At 48.2% G+C, this 18,456-nt stretch carries 19 protein-coding genes, 1 tRNA gene and 2 pseudogenes; 13 read left to right on the top strand and 9 right to left on the bottom strand.

Annotation, left to right across the window (positions count from 1 at the left end):
* The first annotated feature begins 26 nt into the window (after window positions 1–26).
* The gene (locus AC0IXI_RS17720) at window positions 27–725 is read left to right on the top strand and encodes an oligogalacturonate-specific porin KdgM family protein (protein ID WP_287109690.1); all 699 of its coding nucleotides are present in this window, start codon (window positions 27–29) and stop codon (window positions 723–725) included.
* Window positions 726–764: 39 nt separating this feature from the next.
* Here the strand turns inward: AC0IXI_RS17720 and AC0IXI_RS17715 are convergent, their stop codons facing one another.
* Window positions 765–2,276: a glycoside hydrolase family 43 protein gene (locus tag AC0IXI_RS17715; protein WP_471682855.1), complete on the bottom strand. Its 1,512-nt coding sequence runs from the start codon at window positions 2,274–2,276 to the stop codon at window positions 765–767.
* Between the two features lie 286 nt (window positions 2,277–2,562).
* Entirely contained in the window at window positions 2,563–3,141 is a 579-nt protein-coding gene (locus AC0IXI_RS17710) for a DJ-1/PfpI family protein (protein WP_471682854.1), read from the bottom strand.
* Between the two features lie 546 nt (window positions 3,142–3,687).
* On the opposite strand from AC0IXI_RS17710, the pseudogene AC0IXI_RS17705 reads away from it, so the two are divergent.
* From AC0IXI_RS17705 to AC0IXI_RS17680, 6 genes and pseudogenes are all read left to right on the top strand, one after another.
* Window positions 3,688–3,777: pseudogene (locus tag AC0IXI_RS17705) on the top strand (GTPase family protein); the annotation flags it as partial.
* A 341-nt stretch (window positions 3,778–4,118) separates the two neighbouring features.
* Complete coding sequence (locus AC0IXI_RS17700; protein ID WP_471682853.1) at window positions 4,119–4,583, top strand: antirestriction protein; 465 nt, start codon at window positions 4,119–4,121, stop codon at window positions 4,581–4,583.
* Between the two features lie 11 nt (window positions 4,584–4,594).
* Window positions 4,595–5,074 carry a RadC family protein gene (gene radC, locus AC0IXI_RS17695; RefSeq protein ID WP_471682852.1) on the top strand — a complete coding sequence of 160 codons (480 nt, stop codon included), beginning with the start codon at window positions 4,595–4,597 and terminating at the stop codon, window positions 5,072–5,074.
* A 13-nt stretch (window positions 5,075–5,087) separates the two neighbouring features.
* Complete coding sequence (locus AC0IXI_RS17690) at window positions 5,088–5,423, top strand: type IV toxin-antitoxin system YeeU family antitoxin (RefSeq protein WP_471682851.1); 336 nt, start codon at window positions 5,088–5,090, stop codon at window positions 5,421–5,423.
* 66 nt (window positions 5,424–5,489) lie between these two features.
* Window positions 5,490–5,810, top strand: coding sequence for a TA system toxin CbtA family protein (locus AC0IXI_RS17685; RefSeq protein ID WP_471682850.1), 321 nt, complete (start codon window positions 5,490–5,492; stop codon window positions 5,808–5,810).
* Between the two features lie 113 nt (window positions 5,811–5,923).
* Window positions 5,924–6,760: pseudogene (locus AC0IXI_RS17680) on the top strand (DUF4942 domain-containing protein).
* Window positions 6,761–6,862: 102 nt separating this feature from the next.
* On the opposite strand, the gene AC0IXI_RS17675 reads toward AC0IXI_RS17680, so the two are convergent.
* Window positions 6,863–6,939 (bottom strand) — tRNA-Arg (locus AC0IXI_RS17675).
* A 187-nt stretch (window positions 6,940–7,126) separates the two neighbouring features.
* Between AC0IXI_RS17675 and folD the strand changes: the two genes are divergently transcribed.
* Both folD and ybcJ read left to right on the top strand, forming a co-directional pair.
* Complete coding sequence (gene folD / locus AC0IXI_RS17670) at window positions 7,127–7,993, top strand: bifunctional methylenetetrahydrofolate dehydrogenase/methenyltetrahydrofolate cyclohydrolase FolD (RefSeq protein ID WP_064516969.1); 867 nt, start codon at window positions 7,127–7,129, stop codon at window positions 7,991–7,993.
* A 1-nt stretch (window position 7,994) separates the two neighbouring features.
* Window positions 7,995–8,207 (top strand): ribosome-associated protein YbcJ, encoded by a 213-nt coding sequence (ybcJ, locus tag AC0IXI_RS17665; protein ID WP_064516971.1) that lies wholly within the window; start codon window positions 7,995–7,997, stop codon window positions 8,205–8,207.
* A gap of 137 nt (window positions 8,208–8,344) precedes the next feature.
* Here the strand turns inward: ybcJ and AC0IXI_RS17660 are convergent, their stop codons facing one another.
* Window positions 8,345–9,898, bottom strand: coding sequence for a peptide MFS transporter (locus tag AC0IXI_RS17660; protein ID WP_471682849.1), 1,554 nt, complete (start codon window positions 9,896–9,898; stop codon window positions 8,345–8,347).
* A gap of 373 nt (window positions 9,899–10,271) precedes the next feature.
* On the opposite strand from AC0IXI_RS17660, the gene AC0IXI_RS17655 reads away from it, so the two are divergent.
* From AC0IXI_RS17655 to malI, 3 genes are all read left to right on the top strand, one after another.
* Complete coding sequence (locus tag AC0IXI_RS17655) at window positions 10,272–10,799, top strand: metal-dependent hydrolase (protein WP_064516975.1); 528 nt, start codon at window positions 10,272–10,274, stop codon at window positions 10,797–10,799.
* Window positions 10,800–11,061: 262 nt separating this feature from the next.
* Window positions 11,062–12,561, top strand: coding sequence for a PTS transporter subunit EIIC (locus AC0IXI_RS17650; RefSeq protein ID WP_413497999.1), 1,500 nt, complete (start codon window positions 11,062–11,064; stop codon window positions 12,559–12,561).
* 212 nt (window positions 12,562–12,773) lie between these two features.
* The gene (malI, locus tag AC0IXI_RS17645) at window positions 12,774–13,790 is read left to right on the top strand and encodes a Mal regulon transcriptional regulator MalI (RefSeq protein WP_134183817.1); all 1,017 of its coding nucleotides are present in this window, start codon (window positions 12,774–12,776) and stop codon (window positions 13,788–13,790) included.
* A 39-nt stretch (window positions 13,791–13,829) separates the two neighbouring features.
* On the opposite strand, the gene rnk is transcribed toward malI, so the two are convergent.
* Both rnk and AC0IXI_RS17635 read right to left on the bottom strand, forming a co-directional pair.
* A complete protein-coding gene (gene rnk / locus AC0IXI_RS17640; protein ID WP_064516981.1) occupies window positions 13,830–14,240 on the bottom strand; it encodes a nucleoside diphosphate kinase regulator in 411 nt (136 codons plus the stop codon).
* Window positions 14,241–14,389: 149 nt separating this feature from the next.
* Window positions 14,390–15,766, bottom strand: a complete 1,377-nt coding sequence (locus AC0IXI_RS17635; protein WP_064516983.1) for a GntP family permease — start codon at window positions 15,764–15,766, stop codon at window positions 14,390–14,392.
* A gap of 288 nt (window positions 15,767–16,054) precedes the next feature.
* On the opposite strand from AC0IXI_RS17635, the gene AC0IXI_RS17630 reads away from it, so the two are divergent.
* Complete coding sequence (locus AC0IXI_RS17630) at window positions 16,055–16,885, top strand: alpha/beta fold hydrolase (protein ID WP_134183813.1); 831 nt, start codon at window positions 16,055–16,057, stop codon at window positions 16,883–16,885.
* Window positions 16,886–16,928: 43 nt separating this feature from the next.
* Here AC0IXI_RS17630 and AC0IXI_RS17625 read toward each other — a convergent pair whose 3' ends face one another.
* From AC0IXI_RS17625 to idnO, 3 genes are all read right to left on the bottom strand, one after another.
* Window positions 16,929–17,078: a hypothetical protein gene (locus tag AC0IXI_RS17625; RefSeq protein ID WP_166671955.1), complete on the bottom strand. Its 150-nt coding sequence runs from the start codon at window positions 17,076–17,078 to the stop codon at window positions 16,929–16,931.
* 98 nt (window positions 17,079–17,176) lie between these two features.
* Window positions 17,177–17,650, bottom strand: a complete 474-nt coding sequence (locus AC0IXI_RS17620; RefSeq protein WP_064516987.1) for a NanQ anomerase/TabA/YiaL family protein — start codon at window positions 17,648–17,650, stop codon at window positions 17,177–17,179.
* A 10-nt stretch (window positions 17,651–17,660) separates the two neighbouring features.
* Window positions 17,661–18,425 carry a gluconate 5-dehydrogenase gene (gene idnO, locus AC0IXI_RS17615; RefSeq protein ID WP_151992910.1) on the bottom strand — a complete coding sequence of 255 codons (765 nt, stop codon included), beginning with the start codon at window positions 18,423–18,425 and terminating at the stop codon, window positions 17,661–17,663.
* Window positions 18,426–18,456: the final 31 nt, after the last annotated feature.

The raw sequence follows: 18,456 nt of genomic DNA, 5'->3' as shown, positions 1-18,456 counted from the left end.
TCATATCAAGATCTACAGGAATAAAAATGAAAAAATTACATGCAATTATTATAGGATTACCATTGTCTTGCTTATCCCTCAATGCACTGGCTGCTGCGACATGGGTTGATAATCGCTATGCTCATACATGGGGTCCTGAAAAAAATCAGTATAAAATTGGTGGGGGGCATATTTTCGATAATGGTGCAGGGGTACTTGTGTCTGCCATGTATGATCTGGGCCATAATTTTGACCAGATGAAAAGTTCCTTTCAGGAGTTCGAGGGCTGGTATCCGGTTCCGCTAAATGACAAATGGAGTATTACCCCAGGAGGATTGAGTGATATTGACTCAGCAGGGACGAAAATTGCCCCCTACATTAGCCTTGATTATAAATTAAACAAGGTGCTGAGTTTTAGCACACGTTATCGCTATAATCATATGACGCATAAAGAAACCGATTACAACGGATATATGGATTATAACGACACTCACCAAATTGACTTATTTCTAAACTATCAGGCTACAGATAAATTATGGCTTCAGCTAAACCCAGAATTTTTTGTTAATACAGGTGATTATTATGCATCTAACGGAAAGAAAACACACTGGGAACCCAGTATTGTTGCCCGTTATCGTATGAATAAAAACTGGATGCCCTATACAGAAATCGCATGGTTAGACAAAGATCAGAATAATGATAACCAGGTACGTCTCCGTGTAGGTATCCGTTACTATTTCGATTGATGTTTTACCCAGCAGGGCAGCCTGACTGCCCTGCTGTTATTACTCGGTTATGATACGGAATGATTTGAAAAGGAAAGCCCCTTCACCGCCGGTTAACGCTCCGCGTGCGTAAATCCCCATCCTCGCTCCAATCCATTTACCGGCTCCGGCTGAAAACCCTGGCTCTACCTGCTGCCATGTTCTACCTGGTGAACACCAGGTAAATCTGACCAAACCACCATAATCTACATGATAACTAAGCTCTACCTGCTCCAGCTCCGTAACATCGGCCAATGTCAACGATGTCTCATCAAGATAACCGTTATCATTTATCCAGCCATGACGAAATATGAGTTGCCGACGACCAGTAGAGCACTTTACGCAAAGCGCAGCAAAACGCTGACCGTATATCACCACACCACCTTCATCGCCCTCAAGGCTTAACGACAGGTCTATCAAAGTGGTTACGGTAAACCGTTCTGCAGGAAATTTTTGCAGCAACAGATGTGGTAAATGATAAATACTGAGATCGGCAACGGCAGGAACACTGCGTAAATGCAAACCCTGCGCTCCAGGGCGCAACCAGTTTTGCTGGGGGTTTGACTGCCATTGCCACTGCAACCCTGGGATACCGTCTAGGAAATTGTCGCTGGTCTGTAACTCGCAGGGCGTCAAAGGAAGCGTAGGCAACGATTGTACCAAGACAGGTTGCCCCTTCCCATGTTTATCAAGTTTCTCGCCAATGCATGGCCAGCCATCTTCTGACCAGCACATTGGCTGGAGATGAACGATGCGACCATATACGCCCTTATCCTGAAAGTGGAAAAACCAGCTCTGCCCGTTCATAAGTTCAACCCATGCACCTTGGTGCGGACCATTTACGGCAGAGCTACCCTGATGGAGAACATCACGATACTGCCACGGCCCTGTCAATTCTTGAGAACGCATGACCGTTTGCCACCCCCTTTTTACTCCACCTGCTGGGGCGAATATCCAGTATTCCCCATTTCGTTTATACAGTTTAGGGCCCTCCAGCGTGGGATGTGACGGTGTACCATCAAAAATCACGCATCCCTCATCCAACAAACGGGAGGCATCTGGTGCCATTTCAGTGAGTTGTAGTTTGTTTTTGATACCACTTCGGCTAAATGCAAACGCGTTAACCAACCATGCTCTTCCATCATCATCCCAGAGTGGGCAAGGATCAATCCAACCAGGGGCAGCTTTCAGGCAATGGGGTTCACTCCATTCCCCCATAGGATCATAGGCATGAGTCACAAATATTCCGTCGTCAGGCTGGCTGTAAAAAACCCAGAACCGATTGTTGTGGAAACGAATAGAAGGTGCCCAGACCCCCTTTCCAGGCTGAGGAATATCGTATTCAGGTGAGGGAAGTCGCTTTACAATATAATTAACAATGCGCCAATGAATCAGATCACGAGAATGCAGCAGTGGCAGACCTGGAAGTTGGTTAAAACTGGACGCAACCATCCAGAAATCATCACCAGTACGGATAACGTCAGGATCGGCATAATCGGCATGTATAATAGGGTTTTGATAAAGTAATGTCATATTCAGTGCCTTGATTAGTTAACTGAATACATTCATGCAAAAAACAGACCATCAATTAAACCGTAGCAATAACAATGATATGGATAGATATGGTTTATGATCAATATGTGATTTTATATTCAATTCGACACTAACTGGTTGTTTGCTCAATCCTCCCTAGACAACTTGCCAAGTTCCTGGTGCTTTAGTCGCTGTTCATGTCCTTCCGAATTTATTTCAGTTGTGAATATAAGGGTAATATGAAGCCGAATACTTTGGTTATTAAATTGGCAGTCTCTATGGTTTGCTAGCTATTTTCAATCAGAGTCAACTTGTAGTTAATATGTTCAGCCTGACGAAAAGTACGCTCATAATCCAGGGTAAGTATACCTGCGAGGTTGAATGCGAAATCAAAAGCAGCTCCTAATCCTTGTCCACTTATCAGATTTCCATCCCGAACAACTGGGGCATCGACATAGATTCCGTCTGTAACTCCTTCAGAAAGAGTCCCGGAGCAAACATACCTCCTTCCTTTAAGTAAACCATGAGGTGCAAGCACTTTCGCAGCCGCTGAACATATAGGGCATATTAATTTTCCGAGGCGATCATGTTTTTCTATGAAATCAATAACCATTGTATTTTCTGAAAGGTTTACTGTCCCCTTTGGGCCACCGGGTATGATGACTGCGTCAAAGTAATTATCGAATTGTTCGCGAAGCAAAGTATCTGCCACGATACCAACATCATGATAACTTTGGATATGCTTATCATCACTACACGATATTTTCTTTACGCTAATCCCCAGTCGTTCGAGAATATCAAGAACAATAATTGCTTCAGCTTCTTCAACACCCGGCGCAAGTAACAATGCAGCATTTTTGGTCATATATACACCTGTCTTTTATTTTCTAACCACTAGTTTTCAGGGTTAAATATCGGATTTATTTCTACATTCGTAGTTTTTAACCCACTATCGAAAAAGTGAGCGAATGTTATAAGTGTTTAGTTAGCTTTGATAAATAAAACAAAGCAAGTTACATGCCATGTTTTTATTTCCTTTTATTTCAAATGAATACATTAAAAATCAAAACTAAACAGACACTATTTCGTCTATGTGTCTAAAGTAATGGCAGTCGTTGAGCTCATGTTTTGCTACCAGCTTTTTACTGAATAGGCCTTGGAGTTAGCCTTGCGGCATACACATCCTGACCTTGACTCTTGGTCGCATAATCTGATACTTAATCTTAAATAAATTTAGATATATATCATCAGCTTGAACGAACCATCATGACGGCGAATCCATCAAGGATTCGCCGTTTTTGTTTTCTTTGTCTAAGGAGATGTCATGAAAAATCAGGAGGTGTTGCAGTCTCTGCAGAACTCACTTACGTAATTACCGCAATGGGCCTCAGAGCAGCTCATGCAGCGAATACGTCAGCTTACAAACTACGAACCGGTTATCGGTGTCTAGGGCAAAACAGGTGCGGGTAAATCATCACTCTGCAACGCCCTGTTTCAGGGCTAAGTTTCGCCCGTCAGCGATGTATGGCCTGTAAAGAATGCTGCACATTCTGCGGCGAGCAGCGTACGCGACACTCGGTGAGTCCCCGTAGCATCAGCGGTAACAGTGCTGCTGGCTACAACGTTCAGGCAACGCCGAAAGTCGCGTTCTGATAACGCATCTGCCCCATTTACGGGGCATCACATAACCACGCCAGGCCCCTGTTGTTCTCGCAGCAGGGGCCTTTTGCATTCAATCGCAACAACGTTTTCTCTCTTCAGACTCACCCGCTTTATCCCGATTTTTATCAACTACATCACGCCAGCCCTTAGCGACTGGCTTTTCTATTACGGAGCAACACCATGACCACACAAACTGATACAGCCCACTCGCTGATGAGTGATTCACACATGTCTACCCTCATTACGGCCAGCCTGGTACTCGATGAACAGCGCCTGGATTTCTGGCCGCTGCACTTCGGGCGTATCCCACAGTGGATTTTTATCGAGACCCGTATCTTTGGCTGGATGGACCGCTTCTGTGAAGACTACAGCGGTGGCATCTGGCATTTCCATACACTCAGCAATGGTGGTGCATTTATGGCACCCGAAGCTGAGAATGATGAGAAATGGACATTGTTTAACAACATGAATGGCAACAATGCGGAAATGAGCGACGAAGCCGCAGGCATTGCTGTGTGTTTGATTGAGTACAGCCACCACGCCTGTCGCACGGAGTGCGATGGCATGACAGAGCATTACTACCGCCTGCGCGACTACGCCCTGAATCATCCCGAATCCCATGCCATTCTTGCCATCATTGATTAAGGAGTTTTGTCATGGGGAAACAACTGACTCTCTTTACACCGGAACTGCCATTGACCTCACTGCGCACCATCAAACGAGCCCTGAGTCTGCTTGACCAGCACCTGCGCGAACCGGGTGTGGCGTTTACTTCCACGCAGGCTGCTCGCGACTGGCTCAGGCTGAAGATGGGAACCCTTGAGCGCGAAGAGTTTGTCGTGCTGTATCTCAATAACCAGAACCAACTGCTTGCCCACGAAACGCTTTTTACCGGCACCATCAGTCACACTGAAGTTCATCCCCGCGAGGTGGTGAAACGCTCCCTGTACTTTAACGCGGCAGCAGTGATATTTGCCCATAACCACCCCTCAGGGGAGGTTGCTCCGAGCCAGGCAGACAAAGCCATCACCCAACGACTGGTACAGGCGTTGATGCTGGTGGAGATCCGGGTGCCTGACCACCTGATTGTCGGCGGCAAGCAAATATTCTCATTCGCCGAACATGGTCTTCTTTAACAGGAATAAAATTATGAACAAAGACGCTACCCAAACCTGGGGGCTTAAACGAGATATCACACCGTGTTTTGGAGCACGGCTGGTGCAGGAAGGCCATCGTCTGCATTTTCTGGCGGACCGGGCAGGATTCACCGGTATGTTCAGTGAGGTACAGGCCCTACAACTGGATGAAGCCTTCCCTCATTTTGTCGCACATCTGGAGCTGATGCTGCTCTCCTGTGAACTGAATCCCCGGTACGCGCACTGCGTCACGCTGTACCGTAATGGGTTGACCTGTGAAGCCGATACGTTGGGTAGTCATGGGTATGTATATATCGCAATTTATCCCTCAAAACAGGTTAAAGACTGATTTTTAGCTTTATCCCTGCATCGTAATTCTTCAAACCTTTTCCTCCTTTATTAAGAGACTCAACTCATGCAAACCTCAACTGTACCGGTCACGGTGCCGGTTTTGTCACGCCTGTCGCCCGTGCAGGTCTGGCAGCAATTGTTAACGTATCTGCTGGAGCACCATTACGGCCTGACGCTCAACGACACACCATTCCATGATGATGCGGCCATCGAGGAACATATCGAGGCGGGTATCACGCTTGCTGATGCGGTGAATTTCCTGGTGGAACGTTATGAACTGGTACGCACTGATCGCAAGGGGTTTACGTGGCAGGAGCAGACGCCATTCCTGACCGCTACCGATATTCTCAGAGCAAGGCGAGCTACCGGATTAATAAATACTTAAATTCTTCGAACCTCATTCCTGATTTTTACCTCTGCACTTTCCACCCTTTTTATTTATCGCATAATGCGTCTGCCACTCCCGGCAGGCGTGTTTGCTTTAATGGACGGTTAACAATGCAAACAGAACCCGACGTGTTAACAGATCACAACGAACTCATCCTTTCGACCAATATTGAACGTGTGGTCACTGGCCGCGATTCCGCACTTAAACAGATTGAACAACTCATTGAGCAGCTTGATGCCATTTCACGGCTAACTTCAGAAATTGGCGGTGGTACAGCGCAAGACTGGGCGATGAAAGCGGGGCACCGTTACGATAGCTGGATGACCGAAAAGGTAGATAAAGCGCTGCCTGCCATCACCCGCAATATTGACCGTAGTATCTGGCGAGACTTGATGTTGAAGTCTGGCATGATGGCCTTGATGGATGCTCAGGCCCGCGACCAGTGGTATAAGAACCTGGAGGAGGGGGATCTGCCTGCCATCAGCGAGGCGAATATCCTCAGTACTTTTGAGGAGCTACATTGGAACAAAATGGATGTATTTGAGCGTGGCATTATCAATGTCTTTAAAGGGCTGTCGTGGGATTACAAAACCAATAGTCCCTGCAGCTTCGGTAAGAAGATCATCATCAATAATCTGGTAAGTCATAATCGCTGGGGATTTAGTCTGAACTGGGGCTGACGGCGGGATCAACTGGCGGATCTGGAGCGAATGCTATTTCTGCTGGATGGTAAACCGATACCCGACAACCGTGGCGATGTTACTACTCGATTGATGGAGCATATTCGGGACAACCCGTCGAAGGATGTTTACGAAGATGATTTCTTCAGTATCCGTTACTTCCAGAAGGGAACGGCGCACATCACTTTTAAGCGGGGCAATCTGACTGAAAAGATGAATGATATCGTGGCGAAGCACTATCCGGGGATGCTGGCTAATCCACATTAGCGTTGATGGGTGTTGAGAAAATTTACTTACACCAGCCGTTACATAAACTATTTGGATGCGTGGTTTTTAGTGAGGGGTTTTGCTTAACTCATTGATTTTAAATGGTACGCCCTACAGGGCTCGAACCTGTGACCTACGGCTTAGAAGGCCGTTGCTCTATCCAACTGAGCTAAGGGCGCACTGTATTCCTTTCGGAAGCATTGCGGATTCGGATTATACGGTCAGTACCTTACGAGTCAATGGCTTTTGAACTGCCTGCGCGACAATTGAGCATAAAGGCTTAACAATGCCTGACAGCGAGCCGCGCTTCTGACAAAATAGAAACAATCCCCTCCCTTTTCGATTACAGACGGAATCATCTGACTGATGGCAGCAAAGATTATTGACGGTAAAACGATTGCGCAGCAGGTACGGCTTGAAGTTGCTGAAAAAGTGAAAGCCCGAATTGCCGCTGGAAAACGTGCTCCAGGACTTGCGGTTGTTCTGGTTGGCGAGAATCCTGCTTCGCAAATTTATGTTGGAAGTAAACGTAAGGCATGTGAAGAAGTGGGCTTTATTTCCCGCTCGTATGATTTGCCTGACACGACTTCTGAAGCAGAGCTGCTGGAGCTGATTGATACGCTCAACGCAGATAAAGAAATTGACGGTATCCTGGTGCAGTTACCGCTGCCCGCAGGTATCGATAACGTGAAAGTTCTGGAGCGTATTGACCCAGATAAAGATGTTGATGGTTTCCATCCTTACAACATAGGTCGCCTGTGCCAGCGTTCGCCGCGTCTGCGCCCTTGTACGCCGCGTGGTATCGTGACATTGCTTGAGCGCTACAATATCGACACCTACGGTTTGAACGCGGTAGTGATTGGCGCATCCAACATTGTTGGCCGTCCGATGAGCATGGAGCTGCTGTTGGCCGGTTGCACCACAACCGTCACACACCGCTTCACCAAAAACTTACGTCAACACGTTGAGAACGCCGATCTGGTCATCGTCGCGGTGGGCAAACCAGGCTTTATTCCCGGCGAGTGGATCAAGGAAGGGGCGATTGTGGTGGACGTGGGTATTAACCGTCTGGAGAGCGGTAAAGTGGTCGGTGACGTAAATTATGATGAAGCCGCTGCCAAAGCCTCGTATATTACGCCGGTTCCGGGTGGCGTTGGCCCAATGACCGTCGCCACTCTTATCCAGAATACCTTGCAGGCTTGCGAGGAATATCATGATGTCCATGGAGAATAAAATGGCGACCTTCTCATTAGGTAAACACCCACACGTTGAATTATGCGATCTGCTGAAGCTGGAAGGCTGGTGTGAAAGCGGCGCACAGGCGAAAGCGGTGATTGCAGAAGGGCTGGTGAAAGTAGACGGCGAAGTAGAAACCCGCAAACGCTGCAAAATCGTTGCGGGTCAGACAGTGGTTTTTGAAACACTGAGCATTACGGTCGAAGCTTAAACTTCCCGTTTAACCCTCGCTTTCCAGCGAGGGTTTCCCTTCTGAATTAATTTTCTGCAATTCTATAAATATTTCCGGACCTGCTCAAAGAATGAGGCCTGCCATCAGACCGGCCTCATTGCGGGTGACGATATGACTCAGGCATTGCTCACTGGTTTTTGTTCTGTCTTCACCTGAGCATTTTCCAGCATTTTGCGTACCGGAATAATCAGCACGAACAGTACAGCCGCACAGATCAGTAACGCAATCGAACAACGCGCGAATAGGTCAGGCAGCATATCCAACTGGTCGGCTTTCACGTGACCGCCAATCAGGCCTGCCGCAAGGTTACCCAGCGCGCTGGCGCAGAACCACAGTCCCATCATCTGGCCACGCATTCTTTCTGGAGCCAGCAGCGTCATGGTCGCAAGTCCAATTGGACTCAGGCACAGCTCGCCGAGTGTCAGCATCAGGATGCTTCCCACCAGCCAAAGTGGAGACACACCAGCACCGCCGCTGTTCAGAACGTTTTGTGCTGCCAGCATCATCAAACCAAAGCCCGCAGCGGCGCATAAAATACCGATGATAAACTTGGTGATACTACTTGGGCGGATGTTATTACGTGCAAGGCGCGGCCATGCCCAGCTAAACACCGGTGCCAGTAAAATGATAAACAGCGCATTGATTGACTGGAACCACACTGCAGGGATCTCAAAATCGCCGATCATGCGGTCGGTGTAGTCATTCGCAAACAGGTTGAACGAAGTGGGTTTTTGCTCAAACGCAGACCAGAAGAAGGCCGCAGAAACCAGCAGAATAAAGCAAACCAGCAGCCTGGCGCGCTCTTTGCGGTTAAGTCCCGCGAACATGAACAGATAGATAAAATAGAGCGCTACCGACGCTGCAATCACGTATACCAGCACACTGGCAACTGCAACAGGGTTAATGACGATCACACCTTTTGCAATCAGCGTCACGATAACGGCCACGCCCACCGCCAGTGCCAGCAACCAGCCACCGACACCGTTTTTCTTAGACACCGGGTTGTTCCAGGTTGAATCCAGGCCCACTTCACTGTCGTAGCGTTTCATGGCCGGAACGGCGAACACACGGAAGATAACCAGCGCAACTAGCATTCCGATACCGCCAATACCAAAGCCCCAGTGCCAGCCGTGAGTTTTTATCAGCCACCCGGAGATCAGGGGGGCAATAAACGAACCCATGTTGATGCCCATATAGAACAGCGAGAAACCGCCGTCACGGCGCGCATCGCCTTTTTTATACAGCGTTCCGACCATGACTGAGATGCATGTCTTAAACAGGCCAGAGCCAAGAACGATAAACATCAGGCCGATGAAGAACAGGTTGTTACCCATGAATGCGGAAAGCGCAATCGACAGATGACCGAGGGCAATGAGAATCGAGCCATACCAAACTGCTCTCTGCTGCCCCAACCAGTTATCAGCAAGCCACCCACCAGGCAGCGCCGCCAGATACATACAACCAGCAAAGATACCGACGATTGCCGATGCGCTTTCACGCGCAAGCCCCATACCGCCGTCGTAAACCGTTGCTGCCATAAACAAAATGAGTAAGGGACGGATCCCGTAAAACGAGAATCGCTCCCACATCTCAGTAAAGAACAGTGAGCCTAACGGGTAAGGATGACCGAAGAAGGTTCGGCTCTCGTTGTTGTTAACCGAGGATTGCATAAATTCTCCAAGAGGGTGTGCGGTTGTGTTTATACGTGGCGAAATGCCTGGCGGCTAGCTGAGTTGCCGCTCTTTAACATTCAGCCATTATTATTAGTTAGCGGGATTTGTCTAATGCCAACCGCAGAACTTTTAGATGAAAAGTCGACAAATGTCTACGTTTACAGATTTTATAGCGGCAGATATGAGATGTCGATTGGCAGATTCTAGTGTGAAGACCCTGCTCTCGAAGCCATAAATTATCACGGTGAAACATTCCCTTTCGCACTGGCAGGTAGAAGGGAAGCTGCGACCAGTTTCGGATGTTTAGCCTGGTTTCTTTTTGTTTATCCTGAGCTATTCTGCTGTTTCCACTCACCAGACAACGCCTTCTATGCCAACTATCATCACTCACGCTGCGGTACCCATTTGTTTAGGATTAGGGCTTGGCAAAAAAATTATTCCTCCACGTCTGCTATTGGGCGGGATCATTCTGGCGATGTTGCCGGATGCCGATGTACTGGCGTTTAAATTTGGCGTGGCGTATGGCAATGCTTTTGGTCACCGTGGGTTCACGCACTCTTTGCTGTTTGCATTTGTGGTGCCGCTACTGTGTCTATTTGGCTATCGTTGGTTCCGCGCAGGTTTTGTTCGCGTCTGGTTATTCCTGACTGTGTCTCTGCTTTCGCATAGCCTGTTGGACTCGGTTACGACCGGCGGCAAGGGTGTTGGCTGGCTATGGCCGTGGTCAGATGAACGATTTTTTGCGCCATGGCAGGTGATTCGTGTCGCACCTTTTCAGCTCTCTCGCTACCTCGAACCCCGTGGTCAGGCGGTAATTTGGTCTGAGCTACAATGGGTTTGGTTGCCGGGCTTGCTGATGGCGTTCTTGCTGTTTGTTGTACGTAAGAATTTGCGCTAACGGCATCATGTTTTTTGGTGGATGACGCGAGCTTATCTGCCTTACAACATCTATTCACTTCCAATAAGTCCCCATAAATTGCAGGTCAAAACCTGCTCAACTTCAAATATTCGATAACAGTATGGCTACAACGCATATTTTAGTTGCCGGGCAAAAAACGTTTCGTCAGTATAAGTAGAACGTTCTACTAGAACGTTCTACCAAGCATAAAAACGCGTAAAACCAAAAACGCGTAGGCGGCGTCAACACCGGGGGATTGTTTATGAGTTTGCTATCAAGTGTTACAAAATCGTTATCTAAATTGTCGATGATAGGCCGCGCATTAATGCTGCCTATCTCTTTGTTGCCGGCGGCAGGCTTGTTACTGGCCTTCGGCGATAAATTCCATTTGCCGTTAATGATGAATGCGGGTGGGGTGATTTTCGACAACCTGCCGATGCTGTTTGCGATTGGCTCGGCTGTGGGTTTGGCTGCTGAATCGGGGATTGCTGCACTGTCGGCGGCGGTATCAGTCTTTATTATTAACGTCACGATTGGCACGGTGATGCATATCACGCCAGAAATGGCGGCGGCGGGCGGCAAATATGCCATGGTGGTCGGTATTCCCACCTTGCAGATGGGGGTGTTTGGTGGCCTGATTTCCGGCATTCTGGCCGCGTGGTGCTATAACAAATTCCACACCATGCAGCTCCCTGAATTCCTTGGTTTCTTCTCGGGTAAACGCTTTGTTGCCATTGCTACCGCGTTTTTATCCTTCCTGCTCGGGATGGCATTGCCATGGATTTGGTCATATATCCAGTCGGGAATTGATGCGCTGTCGGTTATTGTGAATGGTGATAATCAGGCGCTTTCAACCTTTATCTTCGGCCTGGTTGAACGTGCGTTAATTCCGTTGGGACTACACCACATCTGGTATCCGTCATTCTGGTATTCATTTGGTGAGTACACGACTACAGCAGGCCAGGTTATCCACGGTGACCAGACAATCTGGTTCAAGATGCTAGAAGAAGGTGTGAAATCCTTTAGCAGCGACAGCTACCATAATGCAGGCAAATTCATGCAGGGTGAATTCCCACTGATGCTTTTTGCACTGCCTGCGGCATGTCTGGCGATGTACCACGAAGCGAACACCAAAAATAAGAAAATTGCCTCCGGTATTCTGTTCTCTGCGGCATTGACCTGTTTCCTGACAGGCATTACTGAACCGGTTGAATTTACCTTTATCTTTGTTGCGCCAATCCTGTATGTATTCAACGCAATTATGGCTGGTCTGTCTTACATGTGTATGTACCTGCTGCATGCGCATATCGCCAAGTCTTTCTCGGCGGGGATGATTGACTATATTTCCTTCGGCATTTTGCCGTCGTTCAACGGTTATCAGACTAACTTCTTGTCGGCTGTGATTGTCGGTATACCGATGGCGCTGATTTATTACTTCACTTTCCGTTTTGTTATTCGTCGTTTCGATGTGAAAACACCGGGTCGCGCTGATATTACTGCCAACGCTAATGATAAAACTGACACTGAACTTGCTGGCGATATTATCGGCTTGCTGGGTGGTGCAGAGAACATTAATTCTGTTGGTTCATGTATTACGCGTCTGCGTCTGGAAGTGGAAAAAAGCGACCGTGTAGACAAAGACGGTCTCAATAGTCTCGGCGCGCGCGGCGTAGTGTTTGTTGGCGACTCGGGCATTCAGGTGATATTTGGCGCACGAGCTCAATTTATCGCACAGACGATGTCCACAATGATTGGTAAATAACTTTCCCCGTCATCCTTCAAGCTGCAGATGCGTTGGCTGCATTCACTTACCCCAGTCACTTACTCAAGTAAGTTCCTGGGGCTAAGTTCTTTTGCCGCCTTCCTGCAACTTGAATGCTATAGGGGAAAGAGATGCAAAATAGTTAGCCCCCGGTATGTTTACTGGGGGCTTTATGGTATTGATAACAAGGATATTTGGTGCAAAGGAACGGGATGAAAAAGGTCAATATTATTGATGTAGCCCAACTGGCGGGAGTTTCTGTCTCCACCGTGTCATTGGTGCTGCGCCAAAAAGGTAAGATCTCTGAGGCAACTATTGAAAAGGTTAACGCTGCGATCAAACAGCTTGGCTACGTCCATAACGTTGCGGCGGCGAACCTGCGTTCCAGCACCTCAAATCTTATCGGCCTGGTTATCCGTGATTTCAATGACTCCTTTTGTGTAAACGTTATGGCAAGCGTCGTCCATTATCTGGAAAAACAAGGCTATATGGTTTTTCTGGGTCACCCGCAGGACGATGATCAACAGCTTCAACAGTGTTTAACATCTTTTTCGCAGCAAGGCGTGGCGGGTGTTATTTATCTGGATGCTAACCACCGCTTAGCCTCTATTCCGGCGCTGATTGCACAATGCCCGTTGCCAACAGTCATCATCGCTGAATCGACTGTAAGCAGCCATCGGGATGTCATTGGTCGAGATAATCGCCAGGCCGGAAATCAGGCAACGCGTTACTTGCTTGACCGTGGACACCGAAATATCGCCTATTTGGGTGGAACTGCATCGAACTTGATGCGCGAAGAGCGTTTGCTGGGCTATCGCAATGCACTGGCTCAATACAATTTGCCGTTTCGCGAAGAGTGGGCTCCAGTTTGTGAAAACGACACCGAGAATGCTGCACGTTTAACACGTCAATTGCTTGAGAAAAACAGCAAAATCACCGCAATGCTCTGCCATTCACCATCAGCAATTATTGGCTGCCTCAATGGTATCCAACAGGTTGGGCGCACGGTCGGTAAAGACGTGTTTTTGACTCAGCAGGTTTCGTTAATTGGCTTCGAAGACATGATGCACATTAATCTCACCTCACCGCGCTTTACCTATGTTTCGGCATCCAGCGAAGAAGCAGGCCGACAGGCGGCAACATTGATTGTGAATAAGATTAAAGAGCCGGCGCTGCCTGCTCAGAAGATTATTATTTCAGGAGAGTTGGTGCTAAGGGAATCGGCCTGACAATTATTGTCCCCCTTCAAGAAAAGGGGGACACATCATTTAACGGTGGTACTCGCCAGCGGCTTCCGGCTGGTATTGCAACTCCAGCACTTCCAGATGCGTCTGGTTACCGTTCGGTAACGTCCAATTAATTGTCGCACCAACACGCAAACCCAGCAGTGCTGCGCCAACCGGCGCCATGACTGAGAGTTGATTGTCGCTGTCTGTTAGGTTTACCGGGTAAACCAGCGTGCGAACATGCTCCTCTTTTGAGGAGAGATCGCGGAATTTTACGCGGCTGTTCATCGTAACGACGTCAGCCGGAATATCTTCAGGCTTACACATTTCTGCTCTGTCCAGTTCTGCGTTCAGCACTGTAGCTACCGGCTGGTTAGCAAATTGTGGTTGCTCCAGCAAACGGTCAATACGCTCGGCATCGAGTTCATTAATGATAATGGCTGGTCTGGACATATTTCTCTCCGTGTAAAAAAACAGGCACTCATGTGCCTGATGGGGACCTTACAAAAGAAAACCCTCACCGGTAAGAGTGAGGGTTTGGTCTGCAGTGATAATACTGAGCTTAACGTATAGTTTAAAGTGACCTGAGTCACAAACTGCAGTTAGAGAATAATGCTACCTACTAATGCGAACAGGAAAGCGATAGTACCAATCAGCGTTTCCATCACAGTCCAGGTTTTCAGTGTGGTTTTCTCGTCCATTTCCAGGAAACGGCCAACCAGCCAGAAACCGGAGTCGTTAACGTGAGACAGAACAGTCGCACCACCTGCAATTGCTACCACGATGAAGCACAGATCGAACTGGCTCAAGCCTGGAGTTGCCGCAACCATTGGCGAGATAAGTGCCGCAGTGGTAGTCAGAGCAACGGTCGCAGAACCTTGTGCCACACGCAGAGCGGTAGAGATAACAAACGCGGCTACAATTACCGGCATACCGGTATCAGACAAGATACCCGCAAGTGCATCACCAATGCCGCTGGCACGCAGAACGCCACCGAACATACCACCCGCACCGGTCACCAAAATGATGCCGCAGATTGGGCCAAGCGCGCCATCGCACACTTTTTCCAGGTGCTGGCGGCTATGACGACCACTAAACACAGCAAGAGCAAAGAACACCGTTATCAGTAATGCAATTGGGGTTTTACCCAACATACGCAGGAACTGAACCACGGTATTGTCAGCAGTTACCCAACCGAGCACGGTTGCTGTGTTCAGGCCAGTATCAAGGAAAATCAGCACCAATGGCAGCAGAAGAATCGACAAAACAGTGCCAAAAGATGGTGGCTGGTGGTTTGGATCAGCCTCTACATTGCCGAGGAAAGAAGAAGGCAATGGTACTTCGAATTTCTTGCCAGCATACAGGCCAAACAGATACGCACCGAGATACCAGGTTGGAATCGCGATTACCAGGCCAACAATGACCAGAAGTCCAATGTTCGCGCCCAGCAATTCACTTGCAGCAACCGGACCCGGATGCGGTGGCAAAAGTGCGTGCATCACAGCGAATGCACCCGCGGCAGGCAGCGCATATTTCAGCGTGGAACCACCGAATTGTTTTGCTACGCTGAAAATAATTGGCAGCATTACTACCAGGCCCGCATCGAAGAAGATTGGGAAGCCAAACAGCAAAGATGCAACGCCAAGCGCCAGTGGTGCGCGGTGTGAACCAAATTTCCCGACCAGTGTGTCAGCCAATACTTTGGCACCGCCAGAAATTTCAAGTAAACGACCAATCATGGCACCAAGGCCAACCAGCAGGGCAACGCCTGCCAGGGTACTCCCAAAACCGCCCAAAATCGTTGGGACAATTTTATCGAACGGCACACCGGTGACCAGTGCAACAACAACACTCACAAGAGTTAATGCTAAGAATGCATGCACTTTGAAGCGCATGATGAGAATAAGTAGGAGTACGACTGCACAAGCTGCGATCCCAAGTAGGGTCCCTGCGCCGTAATGTGCTGTTATTTCGGTCATATGTTTGTCCTCTGCGCCGAATTAATAGGCAAGATATGCATTAAGCATAATTCACCAGCTCTCTGATACCGGTAACATGATATCGGTAACATGACGTCTTCGGGAATGGAGTGCGCCATGTTTATTAACATTTTGAGAGCAAGTTCAAACTATCGAAAGAAACCGTCCATAAGCCGCATTGATTAATTGCTGACCGTAAATAAACCTGCCATGGGCAAAACTTGCATTACTCTTTATAGGCACGTTTCACTCAGGCCTTGTGCGGTCATCACCTGAACCGGAGATATCATGAGCCATTACGACAAACTCACGTTAAAGGACGGCAGTTCTCTTTACTTTAAGGATTGGGGAGAAGGGCAACCGGTAGTATTCAGCCACGGCTGGCCATTAACGGCGGATGCGTTTGAAGACCAGATGTTTTTCCTTGGGCAGAAGGGATTTCGGGTTATTGCTCATGACAGGCGAGGGCATGGGCGCTCATCGCAAAGTTGGGATGGGAATAACATGGACCAGTACGCCGATGATCTTGCCGAACTGACCGCGCATCTCAATCTCAAGGATGCGGTCCACGTTGGGCATTCAACCGGCGGCGGGGAAGTGGCGCGTTATATTGGCCGCCATGGCACCAGCCGTGTGGCAAAAGCGGTGCTGATAAGTGCCGTTCCGCCGATCATGGTCAAAACGGACTTCAACCCAAACGGTGTACCTATTGATGTGTTCGATGGTATCCGCGAAGGCGTGCGTGCGAACCGCGCGGACTTCTTCAAAGAGCTGACTTTGCCGTTCTACGGTTATAACCGCTCGGGGGCTGAAATTTCAGAAGGTGTCAGAGAAAGTTTTGTTGAGCAGGGCATGCAGGGCGGCATCAAAGCGTTGTATGACTGTATCAAAGCGTTCTCGGAAACCGATTTGCGCGAAGACCTGAAGAAAATGACCATTCCGACGCTGGTTATTCATGGCGATGACGATCAGATTGTGCCCTTTGAAACCTGCGGTAAGGTGACAGCGGCAACACTGCCAGATGCGACGTTCAAAGTTTATGAAGGTGGCTCACACGGTATTTGCACTACGGAGAAAGACCGGGTTAATGCTGATTTGTTGGCGTTTTTGAAAGGTTAGTTGTTGTAGGCGGGTAAGTGACTATTACCCGCCATTCAGCCACTCATTTAACCGCGACCGGCAACATAATCTCTTTTAAAATTTCATAGCGCTGTTGGGGTGAAAGCCAAATCAAACCCAACAGCTTATGCGCTTTTTCTTCACGTTCGAATTGGGCTTTTAACTGCATTAAAAAACGTTTCGTTGTGTTCATAATTACCTCCGCATTTGATAAACAAAGCATATGCCTGCAAACCCGGAACTAATAGTGAACTGATTGTTTTTTGTCTTCCGTATTTAATTCAACAGCTGTTATTTGCTAATCAAACTCATATCTATCTTCGCCACAATTTTCCTCAGCGCAGCCGGTTCATTTAGCGTTGCCATAGGGCGATGAAGCTCGCCGGGGAAAAGAATCGTCAGGTCCCCCGGTCGTAGTTTTATCAATGTTTCACAGCCCATGTTTTTATAGAACCCGATATCATTTTGCTCATCGAACTCACCGTCTTGTTGCTGCTGCTGATCCACCGGTGCGGCACCGATTATCTCTTCGCCTTCCAGTACGATATGTACGTCAATATAGCGGGCATGCAGTTCGGGGCGTTGTTCTTCCAGCAGTTTAGTTTTGCCATCAAACACCGAGAAATAGATAAGTTCGCCTTCAATCGGGTATTTGCCGTTGGCCAATTGCTGCGGACGGTTTGCGATAATTGCTTGTAACGCATGGCGAATCACAGTTGGGTACACCGGGTTTTGAGCGGCATTCTCAAGTTTATCAATAATCATATTTCCCCCTTTAGACCGCAACCAGCATGCCGCCATCAACAAACAGCAGGTGGCCATTCACGAAGTTGGACGCTTTTGATGACAGGAACACCGCAGCACCAATCAACTCCTCAGGATCGCCCCAGCGAGCCGCTGGTGTGCGTTTGCATAGCCACTGGGTGAAAGCTTCGTCGTCGACCAGCGTTTTGGTCATATCTGTTTTGAAGTAACCCGGTGCAATACCGTTAACCTGGATGTTGTAGCGCGCCAGCTCCACGCACATACCGCGGGTCAACATTTTCACCGCTCCTTTTGCTGCGGCATATGGTGTAATTGTGTCGCGGCCCAGTTCGCTCTGCATTGAGCAAATATTGATTATTTTCCCGGCCTGGCGTTTTACCATGCGTCGTGAAACAGACTGTGAAACTAAAAATACGGCAGTTTGATTTACTGCAATAATATCGTTCCATTCATTAACCGGAAATTCAGTAAATGGATGGCGGCGCTGGATGCCCGCATTATTAATTAATACATCAATCGGCCCGATCTCTTGCTCGATATTTTCAATCGCAGTTTCCACCGCTTCCGGGTCGGTAACATTAAATGCAGCAGTCCAGGCGGTATAACCACTGTCACGTAATTTCATTGCCGCATGTTCGGCGCGTTCAGCAGTAATATCATTGATGATAATTTCAGCGCCATGCTCAGCAAGACCTTGTGCTAATAAAAAGCCTATTCCTTGTGCAGAGCCGGTAATTAACACGCGTTTGTTGTCGAGCGTAAACAAATTCGTCATGGTGAATTCCTGTTATTTTTGCATCGTATTT

Source organism: Buttiauxella sp. AC038 (assembly GCF_979253565.1).
The sequence above is the reverse complement of the archived record's forward strand: the minus strand, read 5'-3'. Positions and strand labels throughout refer to the sequence as shown.